Genomic DNA, 9,960 nt, shown 5'->3' with positions numbered 1-9,960 from the left:
CCGGTCTGCCCGCCGCGGATGACCTGATCAGAAGACTGTCCACCTCTGGTGTGACCCGTTACAGATGCGTCTCCGAAGCGACCCAGGCAGGCTCCTGCCACCTGTCCGGTTCATGAGAACCCAGGCAGGCTCCTGCCACCTGTCCGGTTCATGAGAAGAGGAGAGCACACTATGGCGATCATTGCAGAAGAATTCGAGTTCGTCGTCGGAGTCGACACCCACGCCCGCACCCACACATTCACAGCCGTTCACTCCGCAACCGGTGCAGTGGTCGACACCGCGGCGTTCCCGGCCACCTCCCCGGGGATGGACCGTGCGATTACCTGGATCCGGCGGCGCACAGGCGGGGAGAGGGTCTTCGCGGCCGTCGAGGGCACGTCCTCCTACGGTGCCCGGCTCACCCAGGCCTTGCTTGCCGCTGACATCGAGGTCGGCGAGGTCAGGCCACCCACCCGCTCATCACGGGCACTCACCGGCAAATCGGACCCGATCGATGCCGAAGCTGCAGCACGTTCCGTCATGGGCCGGCCGAGCGGTCAGGTGATGGAGCCGCGCGATGCAGGGTCCAGGGCCGTGATCAGGATTCTGCTTGCCTCCCGGTCCCTGCTGGATCACCAACGCACTGCGAACCGCAATGCCCTCACGGCGCTGCTCCGCGGTACAGATCTCGGAATCGACGCTCGGGCATCCCTGCGGGACGCACAGATCACCGCCATCGCAGCCTGGCGGACCTCAAACAGCACCGACCCCGTGATCCGAATCGCCCGCGCCGAGGCCAAACGACTGGCCCTGGCCGTCCGAGACCTCACCCGCCGGCTCGGCGAAAACCACAAGGAATTGGCGCAACTCACCGAAGAATTGGCGCCGGGGCTTCAATTCGTCCCCGGGGTCGGGCCCGTGACAGCGGCGATCATCATCTGCGCCTACTCCCACCACGGCCGCATCCGCTCAGAGGCTGCCTTCGCCGCACTCGGCGGCGTCGCCCCGCGCCCTGCCTCCTCCGGCAACACGACCCGGCACCGGCTCAACCGATCCGGAGACCGCCAGCTCAACCGCGCCTTCGACGTCATCGTCCGCACCCGCATGAGCTTCGACCCCGACACCAAGGACTACGTGACACGCAGCCGCGCCACCGGAAAATCAAACCGCGAGATCCGCCGGAACCTCAAACGCTACGCCTGCCGCTCCATCTTCCGCCAGCTGCAGACCATCATGGCTTGACAGAACCCATAGAAGAGTCATTTTGGGTTGATGTCCCTCGCCAGATAAGCAGCCGCCCGGCGCAGAATCTCATTCTCCTGCTCCAACAAGCGGTTACGCTTCTTCAGCTCCCGCATCTCGGCCGACTCGGCCGCTGCCGGGCCGGCGCCGGTTTCCTTGCGCTCGGCGATGGCGATCCAGCGCTTCAGCGTCGTGACCGAAAGCCAGAAATCCTTCGCAATCTGCGCCAGCGGCGCCTCGCCCTTGCGGGCCACATCAGTAACATCCTGGCGGAACTCCGCCCCATAAGCCGTGGGCATGGTCAACTTCCTTCCACGAGCACCAGCTCGCTAGATCAAGGAGTCAACAAAACCGGGGGCAGTCCCCGGTATACCAAGGGAAGCTTCCGCCGTCATGGCTCCGACCCATGAGGTAGCCTTTTACCTCCGGAACCGTCGACTAGCGGCGAGCGGGACAGCTAACGAGGGAGCGGCAACCGCCAATGGGCGAGGTTTTCGAGTACGGCGGAGTCAGTGTGCGATATAAGCTACGGCATGCTAAGCAGGATCGTAAGCACTTAGTTGTGGTGTTCGCCGGGGTTCAGGCAGGAAAGCATGACTTCTTTGGATTCGACGGCAGTGCTCTCGATAATGTAAAGGGTGCAATCCTTTGGATCAAGGATTCCTTCGAAGATAACAATGCTTACTATCTTTGTGCTGGTCTTGACTTTAAGATCGAAAAGGCAGTAGCAGCATTGATAGACGCCACCTTGCAGATGCTTGAACTGGATGCAGCGGACTGCACGCTCCTCGGCGGTTCCAAAGGGGGGTCGGCCGCCCTACATTTGGGCCTTAAATACGATTATAGAAATATTGTTGCTTCGGTTCCCCAGACAAAAATTGGGACCTACACACGGCAGAAGCTGAAAGAAACTTTTGCGTTCATGGCCGGTACAGATGCCGACAAGGCAGAATCTGCGCTCGATGACTATATTCCTGCCCTCATTGCGGCACCTCGGTCGCACGCGAAGAATATTTACATCATTACTTCTGAAGCTGACCCGGAATTTGAAATGCAAATCAAGCCGTGGCTGAATGCTTTGGCGAAGTTTAGAAATTTCAATATCTTGATTTCAGATTCAACTCTTGTTACCTGTCATCCTGAAGTCACGCCTTACAATATCCCGTTCATTCTGAGTACCCTTTATGCGTTGTGCGAGGGTCTCGCGCCGCGTTTTGGTGTGGTCCGAAACGGAAACGGAAAACGAGATCGGGAGAGGTCTTCCACGCACGCCCAGGTGGGCAAACAAGCAGCCGTTGCCATTGCCGGATTCCACTGGATTCAACTGCGGGCCAGTGTCTTGAAATTCAGGGCATACGGCGCAGTTCTCAGTGAAGGTGCGCCCGAGCCGCCAACTGAACAACCCATGTTGTTAGCTTTGCGAGGCGTCGAGAGGCACGAATTTGGTCTCGAGTCGCTTAAAGACAAATCACTAAACTCAAAACTATACAACGACTATTATTGTGATTACTCTTGGGCAGGATTAGGGACGCCTGACGATCTGGGACTTTCTTTGGAGGAACTCCCGAGCGGAGAGTTCGACCTAATTGCTTCCTTTGCCGCTCGTTCAGGCCATCGCGACGCCTCCCTCATGGCCAAAACAACACGCGTGACTGGCTTCTCTTCCGGATATTTGTATCAGTTAGATGCAGGTCCCGAAGGGACACGGCTGAGGAAGACGTCGCTAGACGGATGCGTGCCTGCAGACGGCGTCTTTGAATACTCAACCCTGGAGATTCTAGATTCGAAACTCTTCATTTCAGGTTCATTCGCTGTTCCACGGGAGGAAATGCGGCGCTGGAATGAAGGAGACTTTGCTCTGACCCTATCCAACGGTTCGACGACGACTAGCTACAAGTTGGCCGCAAGCAGAGTCCGGCGCCACACGAAGCGGCCCACGATCCTCGACGCCGATGAACATGCTTGGTCGAATTTCGCAACACCTTCAAATAGCGGTCTTGCGTTGGGTCCCCTACTTGACGGGCGATACGACGGCTATGTGTCGTTCGTGAGAAATGGACGGGTCCACACCAGCAGCGAGCGCTTCATGCTTGTCGTGGATGCAGGTAAACAGCACGTTGAGTGGTCCACCAACATGTCAACCATTTAGAACGTCGGCATGACACAAAAGAGTCGGCTCCAAGAGGAGCGGCGCACGAGTTTCGCTGCCATGAATCCGCGCGGCGTCGAAGTCCCAGGGGTTCTTGGCCGAGCAGCCTCCGCTGTCCGCACTGGTAGAGTGCCCATGGCGCTAGGTACGGCTGCATGCGGGTACGACTCCGCTCTTTCAGAGGCAGCATCACCAGAGAAGGACCGTAAAATACGCATGGGCAAGGGAATGAAGCATGGCTATATACACAATTTGGCTTGACGAGCCGACCGACATCGTTCACGCAGCCGTGAAGAATCTTGGTGGGGCGGTTCGAGACAAGGACGGCCTCTTCACGGTCCGCCTCGTGGATAAAGACAACGAACCGCTGAAGAAAGAGGAATGCAAACTCCCCGTTTCGGAACGGCTGGGTGAATCATACGTTTATGTTTCGGCAACTCCGGAAGGGGGACTCATTAAAATGGGACCAATCGCAGCCTCCCGACGATTCCAAGGGATTGAAATCCGATATGAAGCTGCGTTTACTGATCGCCCTTTAGACTCCTCCCAGTTCGGACCGCTGTTCTACACGATCTCCGCTGGATCCCAGTCGAGCGAAACGAAATACACAGTAACCAAGATAAGTCAGACAGACGCAGCGCAGGAGCCAGATCAGCAATGAACAGTGGACACGAGACCAGTCCGATTGATGTCTCCGTGGTAATCGGCTTCAAGGACTGGGGTATAGAACGTCTTCTACTGTCAGTCTCTTCCTTGGTTGACTCATTCGGTGAACTTCGCGGAGAAGTAGTGGTGTCCGACTATGGCTCCAAGGATTGTCCTGGGGTAAAAGAAAAGGTCGAAGAGCTAGGTGCAAGGTATGTGTACACCCATACCGACGGGATCTGGTCGCGGTCTAGGGCGCTGAACGCTGGGTTTGCCGTTTCGTCGGGAAGTGTCCTTGTTTCCACGGACGCAGACATGCTGTTCAGCCCGCGCTCAATGGAAATCGTTGGCCGTCGGGTTCTAGATGATCCGAATGAGGCGCTGGTTCTTCAGTGCCGGGATCTTCCATCTGCGTACGGTCACGAAGGCGTAGTCGCGTCCGGCTTGGATTGGCCGGCATTTGAATCGTCCTGCACGTTCAGGCCCCGTTGGGGCATGGGCGGCATGATGGCGGTTAGCAGAGATGCGTTCCTGGATATCCGCGGGTTCGACGAGCGTATGGAGATCTATGGCGGCGAAGACATGGACTTTGCTCAGCGAATTCGCTGGTCGGGTCGACGCCTCAGCTGGATTGAACATCCTGATGTCCGTATGTACCACATGTGGCACCCGTCTACGCGGGCGGAGACGGATAAGTCGCCGGAAGGCGCGGCCGCCATCGCCTTCAATCGTGACATCGTTCTAAACGATCAGTCGTACATCCGCAACGTGACGCAATGGACGCATCGTCCCTCTGACGCGAAGCTACTGGCATCCGTGGTGATCACTACTAAGAACCGTGCTGAGTATATCCGCGACAGCGTCAATTCGGTTCTGGCCCAAACTGTTCGTGACATTGAGATCATCGTTGTGGACGATGGCTCTGAAGACGAGACATCAGATGTGATGCAGGAATTTAATGATCCAAGGGTGCGTTTCTACAAGAGGCAACCTGGTGGCATCGCCGCTTCTCGTAACTTTGCAGCGTCCATAAGCCAAGGTAAATTCACGGTTATCCACGATGACGATGATTTGATGTTTCCCGATAGAATTGAAAATCACTTCAGGGCGCTGCGGGGAGGCGATTCTGGAACATACGGTGGTTGGATCGATTTTATGAATTCCGACGGCGGACTAGTGGCTTCTAACCCCGGCAAAGCATTCTCTTATGCGAATATTCTTTACAACGGTCGGATATTTGCACATGCCACCCTTATGTTGGAAACGCGACTTATCCGTCTCTTAGGCTACGATGAGAAACTTCGGAGTGGTTCCGATTTTAATTTGGCAATTCGACTAGGACGCCATGGCGTTTCCCTGAACCACACAGATAGGTTTCATCTCGTCCGAAGAATTCATGACAAGCAAGTGACTTCAGTAGATAGTAGCCGTCAAAAATCCTCCGCAAAGATGACTCTGGCTTCGGTGCTTTCTACGATTCCGGCTGGCCGACAAAATGCGCTTCGAAAAGAACTGCGCAACCTTCCGGACCATGCCAAGTTGGCTCTGCAGGACGCGGCCGCCGTTGTGAAGCCATACCTGCCGGATCACCTCGTGGTTCGTGACGTAGCATTTGACGCAGACCAGGAACATCTACTGCCAATTGGGATGTGCGGTTCGGACCGGCTCAAAGTGACTAGAGTCGTAGACCACATGTCTCCTGAGGCCAACCGGAGTTCAGCCATTTTGAAGTCTGCTTCCTGGAGCGACATGGCAGAACTGAGGATCGCGGGCATAGACTTTGAGGTCATCTCCAGTAGGTACACTGCCGAAACGGCAGTAGACGCGCCAAGCGCGTCGAAGCCCTTTGATGATTTGGTTAGAAGTGCTGTGGCTGCCTCGGACGCGGCACTGCATATGGTTATCACCTCCACCGGAACCGACTTGGTTCCTGTAGATGCCCCGCTGCTTGTCCACAAGACCATCGAAGAGCGCGGCGCGTGTATTTCTGTGCAGGTTCGCGCCCTTTCAGAAGATTTTGAAGCCGGCTTGCTATTGCTGGCTATGGAAAAGGACAAGACTCTAGCCGTCGAATTCCATCAAATCGATGTTGTCCCGGGATCAGCTGAACATTGGAAAGTTCTGGAAGGAATCACGAAGTGAAGTTCACTTGGGAACGCGAGTCGCCGACTGGATCATGTGCCCTCACCGCAACCCCGGGGGACTACGATGGCTCTCCGGTGCCAGCGGTGCTGTCAACAGACATAGTTCCACGTACCGTTTCACCCGATAGACTTGCAGCGGCCTTCGTGCTGGCATTCCACCGTTTCGTCAGTGGTGAAGTTAGTTTTCCATATGAAGTTCACCCGGAGATGGCTAGTGCCATCAGCGAATTCATGAAACCAACCACTATTTTTATTTCCGGCATAGATTTCAAGGCTTGCATTATTCCGACCGGGACGAACACTTTTGGAATCAATCCTGGGGGAAAGTACAAAATTAATCGTTCGTGGGATGGCTTCGATGCCGAGCGCGTGATAGAACTCAATTTGCCGTCTGTAAGCGACAGTTTTTCGCATAATTTCTATGATGACATCTTGACGGTTCCAACCAATGCTTCGTCCATAAATGCCGACGCTGATGAATTTACAAGTGCTTTTCCTTACATTTCAGCAGCAGTTCTACTATGCGAGGACTTCGATATTGGCACTATTCGCTTACCGTTCAATGACCCTCGAACTGTGACGTCGCGTCGGGCTGCAGCCTTATTACAAGCCGCTGGACTTATTCTTAGATATACCGAATAAGTTTCGATAGGGCCATGTGCTCTAAATACTTTATTGGAGGAATGTTATGTCTTGGGACCTGGTAGTTATAGGGCAGGGGTATGTGGGGCTTCCAGTCTCACAACATGCTGTCCTCAATGGGCTATCCGTTGCTGGATTGGAACTCAACACTCAGACAGTGGCGCAATTGAACGCCGGACATTCCCACATTGGCGATGTCTCCAACTCGGACGTTCAGAATATGCTTTCAAGGGGATATGTCGCGACTGGAGACTTGGAAGTACTGGCTGAGGCCGAGACCATCGTCATTTGTGTGCCGACCCCGCTCGGGGACTCCGGGGCGCCGGATTTGAGCGCAGTCGAATCGGCCGTACGTTCGATTGCCACCCGACTTCGACCGGGCGCACTGGTTGTACTTGAGTCGACCACGTATCCGGGCACAACGGATGATCTAGTTCTGCCCTTGCTCGAAGCATCGGGAAAGCGTGTGGGCGAGGATTTCTACCTGGCGTTTTCGCCGGAGCGGATCGACCCCGGCAACGAGACTTATGGCCTCAAGAACACGCCGAAAGTAGTTGGTGGGGTCACTAAGGAATCAACGAGGCGAGCCGCGGATTTCTACGGTCGCTTTGTGGATTCTGTAGTGGAAGTGAAAGGGGCGAAGGAGGCTGAGACGGCCAAGCTTCTGGAGAACACCTACCGCCACATAAATATTGCCTTGGTAAACGAAATGTCGAAATTTTGTCACGAGCTTGATATCGACCTCTGGGAAGTAATCGACGCTGCCAAGACCAAACCGTTCGGTTTCCAGGCATTTTACCCAGGGCCGGGCGTCGGCGGGCACTGCATCCCGATTGATCCAAATTACCTAAGTTTTGAGGTCCGCAAGAAGCTCGGATACCCGTTCCGTTTTGTGGAACTGGCCGAGGAGATTAATAATTCAATGCCCGGCTATATAGTCCGTAGAATTCAAGATCTTCTCAACGTTGACGCCATTGCCCTCCGGGGCTCGAAGGTTCTTCTTTTGGGTGTTACATATAAAGCAAATATTGCCGATCAGCGGGAATCGCCGGCGACTGACATAGCTGAGATATTGGATAGAGCGGGAGCCGTAGTTAGTTACAATGACCCTTATGTCCCCGAATGGGGATTCTCAGATAAACGACTTGTCTCGGAGATAGACATTTCCGAGGCAGCAAGCTCAGCGGATGTCGTTGTGCTGCTGCAGCAGCATCAAATCTATGACGTCGGTGCCTTGTCCATCATCAGCAAGCGACTATTCGATACACGAGGGGCTTCTCGGGATTCCTCTGCTCATCGCCTCTAGTTATACTTTCTCGGGAGCGCTGAGCCGTGGATGATGTTCGGGTGGCGGCCGGGTGCTGAATGTGGGAATCGCCATCGGATATGTAGGGGGACTTGGACTGCACGCCGGAAGCTGGATTCGATGATGAGATTCCGGATTTCAGAGCAGCAGCAGTAGTTGATGATAACCCTTCGGGTAGTGTTCGGCGCTACAGGGTTACAGCAACTGCAAACCGGGACTTCGGCGGACTCCTCACGATCAAATTTCCGGGGTTGAAGGCTCTTCGAGGTTCGTGGGGAAATGGATGCCGGGATGAGTGTCATGCCGCCGTCCGGACGGCACTTCTCATGAGAATAACCGATTTGTAATTGCCTGCGTTCCGGTAGCAGCGGGCGGTGCGTTTGATGTGCTTGATGCCGGTGTTGTTTGCCTCGACCTTGCCGGTGGTGGCGCCGGTGACGATGAGAACTTCGATCTCGTTCCACCACCGGCAGACCGTGCGGTAGAGCTTATTCGTCTCGGGCCGTCCGGCTGCTTCAACCAGGCTTTTGGGTTCCTCTTTCGCCACGGCCGCGTCAGCCAGGGAGTCGGTGCACAGCAGCGCCCTGAGCTGTTCCTTGACCTTCCACACGGCTTGGAGTTTGCCGGTCGGGTCGTCGGCGGCGAAGACCTCAGCGAGCCCGTGGGCTGCCTTCTCGGAGAGCGTGTCGCCGGCCCGCAGGAGCAGCATCCGGTGGGCCAATGCCTTGTCGCCCCCTCCGGCCGCGGCGTCCTTTGACCTGCTGGGACAGGTTCTGTCTGGCCTCGGTCATGGCCTGGTTGCCGAGGGAGACCAGATGGAAATGATCGACCAAGACATGACTACCGACGGCCTGGTAAATTGGTGAACGCTGCATCGCGTTCTATTCGCAAGCGATGCCGTCCTGATCGCGGTCCAGCGCGTACCGGTAGCCTGGCTGATCGTAATACAGAGGCGCCGCCCCGGCAGCCCGGACTGCATCGCAATTTGCGTAGTAGGCAACGGCGGAAGGGGGGTCGTACGGTGCGGGTGCCGGAGACACATACCTATCGGCGATCCTAACAGTTGCCGCCGAAGTCGCTGCGGCGGTAGTGAACCCGGTCCTGGACGCAATGACTTTCACAGTGATGGAGGCACCAGCGTCGGCAGCCGTGAGCATATGGGTCGCATCCGTGGCCCCAAGGATGGCTACCTTAGACCGGTACCACTGGTACCTCAGGGTGACCGGTGACGGCGACCAAGGGGAGGTGCCCGCGGTCAGCATATACCCGACCTCGAACACGCCCGTGATCCCCGGAGCGGCCCCGGCCAGAGAACCTTTGGTCACGGCCGCTGTCGCGGCGGAGGTTTTGCCGACCGTGGTGTAGCCGGTTTTCGATGCGATGACTCGGACCGTAAGGGTGGCCCCTGCGTCGGCACTGGTGGGCTTGTAGGTGATTGCGTTGGCGCCGCTAATGGCTACGCCGGCACGGTACCACTGGTAGCGGAGGGTGACTGGTGCCGGTGACCACGCGCCGGGGGTGGCGGTCAAGGTGTAACCAATCTTGGCCGTTCCGGTGATCCGCGGAGCGGCCCCGGCCAGCGATTCATTGGTCACGGCCGCTGTCGCAGCGGAGGTTTTGCCGACCGTGGTGTAGCCGGTTTTCGATGCGATGACTCGGACCGTAAGGGTGGCCCCTGCGTCGGCACTGGTGGGCTTGTAGGTGATTGCGTTGGCGCCGCTAATGGCTACGCCGGCACGGTACCACTGGTAGCGGAGGGTGACTGGTGCCGGTGACCACGCGCCGGGGGTGGCGGTCAAGGTGTAACCAATCTTGGCCGTTCCGGTGATCCGCGGAGCGGCCCCGGCCAGCGA

General features: G+C 56.5%; 8 protein-coding genes and 1 pseudogene. 6 read left to right on the top strand and 3 right to left on the bottom strand.

The genetic code is table 11. From position 1 onward, the window contains the following. Positions 1–171 precede the first annotated feature (171 nt). Positions 172–1,221 carry an IS110 family transposase gene (locus K789_RS0108265; protein WP_024366346.1) on the top strand — a complete coding sequence of 350 codons (1,050 nt, stop codon included), beginning with the start codon at positions 172–174 and terminating at the stop codon, positions 1,219–1,221. A 20-nt stretch (positions 1,222–1,241) separates the two neighbouring features. On the opposite strand, the pseudogene K789_RS0108260 reads toward K789_RS0108265, so the two are convergent. After that, a pseudogene (locus K789_RS0108260) lies at positions 1,242–1,520 on the bottom strand (IS3 family transposase); the annotation flags it as partial. Between the two features lie 182 nt (positions 1,521–1,702). Between K789_RS0108260 and K789_RS25065 the strand changes: the two are divergent. The 5 genes from K789_RS25065 (at position 1,703) to K789_RS0108250 (ending at position 8,107) form a co-directional block, all read left to right on the top strand. Further along, positions 1,703–3,370, top strand: coding sequence for a hypothetical protein (locus tag K789_RS25065; RefSeq protein WP_128081584.1), 1,668 nt, complete (start codon positions 1,703–1,705; stop codon positions 3,368–3,370). Between the two features lie 235 nt (positions 3,371–3,605). Further along, the gene (locus tag K789_RS22660; protein WP_035739438.1) at positions 3,606–4,031 is read left to right on the top strand and encodes a hypothetical protein; all 426 of its coding nucleotides are present in this window, start codon (positions 3,606–3,608) and stop codon (positions 4,029–4,031) included. Further along, a complete protein-coding gene (locus K789_RS23980) occupies positions 4,028–6,157 on the top strand; it encodes a glycosyltransferase (protein WP_051180962.1) in 2,130 nt (709 codons plus the stop codon). The genes K789_RS22660 and K789_RS23980 overlap by 4 nt, the downstream gene beginning before the upstream one ends. Then, positions 6,154–6,801: a hypothetical protein gene (locus K789_RS25060; protein WP_128081583.1), complete on the top strand. Its 648-nt coding sequence runs from the start codon at positions 6,154–6,156 to the stop codon at positions 6,799–6,801. The genes K789_RS23980 and K789_RS25060 overlap by 4 nt, the downstream gene beginning before the upstream one ends. Before the next feature lie 46 nt (positions 6,802–6,847). Further along, positions 6,848–8,107: a nucleotide sugar dehydrogenase gene (locus K789_RS0108250; RefSeq protein WP_024366343.1), complete on the top strand. Its 1,260-nt coding sequence runs from the start codon at positions 6,848–6,850 to the stop codon at positions 8,105–8,107. Positions 8,108–8,405: 298 nt separating this feature from the next. Here the strand turns inward: K789_RS0108250 and K789_RS22650 are convergent, their stop codons facing one another. Together K789_RS22650 and K789_RS26130 are read right to left on the bottom strand one after the other, a co-directional pair. Continuing rightward, positions 8,406–8,816 (bottom strand): transposase, encoded by a 411-nt coding sequence (locus tag K789_RS22650; RefSeq protein ID WP_024366342.1) that lies wholly within the window; start codon positions 8,814–8,816, stop codon positions 8,406–8,408. 172 nt (positions 8,817–8,988) lie between these two features. Then, on the bottom strand, positions 8,989–9,960 hold a 972-nt coding region (locus tag K789_RS26130), incomplete at its 5' end, for an excalibur calcium-binding domain-containing protein (protein ID WP_024366341.1).

Origin of the sequence: Arthrobacter sp. TB 26, from assembly GCF_000427315.1 — a bacterium.
In the GTDB taxonomy this organism is placed as follows: Bacteria; Actinomycetota; Actinomycetes; order Actinomycetales; family Micrococcaceae; genus Arthrobacter.
This window is presented reverse-complemented; position numbering and strand designations above follow the sequence as displayed.

What these genes read in the sequence shown, in the direction of transcription:
- K789_RS22650 (WP_024366342.1), bottom strand. Translation starts at nt 8,816, where the DNA reads ATGCTGCTCCTGCGGGCCGGCGACACGCTCTCCGAGAAGGCAGCCCAC.
- K789_RS25065 (WP_128081584.1), top strand. Translation starts at nt 1,703, where the DNA reads ATGGGCGAGGTTTTCGAGTACGGCGGAGTCAGTGTGCGATATAAGCTA.
- K789_RS0108265 (WP_024366346.1), top strand. Translation starts at nt 172, where the DNA reads ATGGCGATCATTGCAGAAGAATTCGAGTTCGTCGTCGGAGTCGACACC.
- K789_RS0108250 (WP_024366343.1), top strand. Translation starts at nt 6,848, where the DNA reads ATGTCTTGGGACCTGGTAGTTATAGGGCAGGGGTATGTGGGGCTTCCA.
- K789_RS23980 (WP_051180962.1), top strand. Translation starts at nt 4,028, where the DNA reads ATGAACAGTGGACACGAGACCAGTCCGATTGATGTCTCCGTGGTAATC.
- K789_RS22660 (WP_035739438.1), top strand. Translation starts at nt 3,606, where the DNA reads ATGGCTATATACACAATTTGGCTTGACGAGCCGACCGACATCGTTCAC.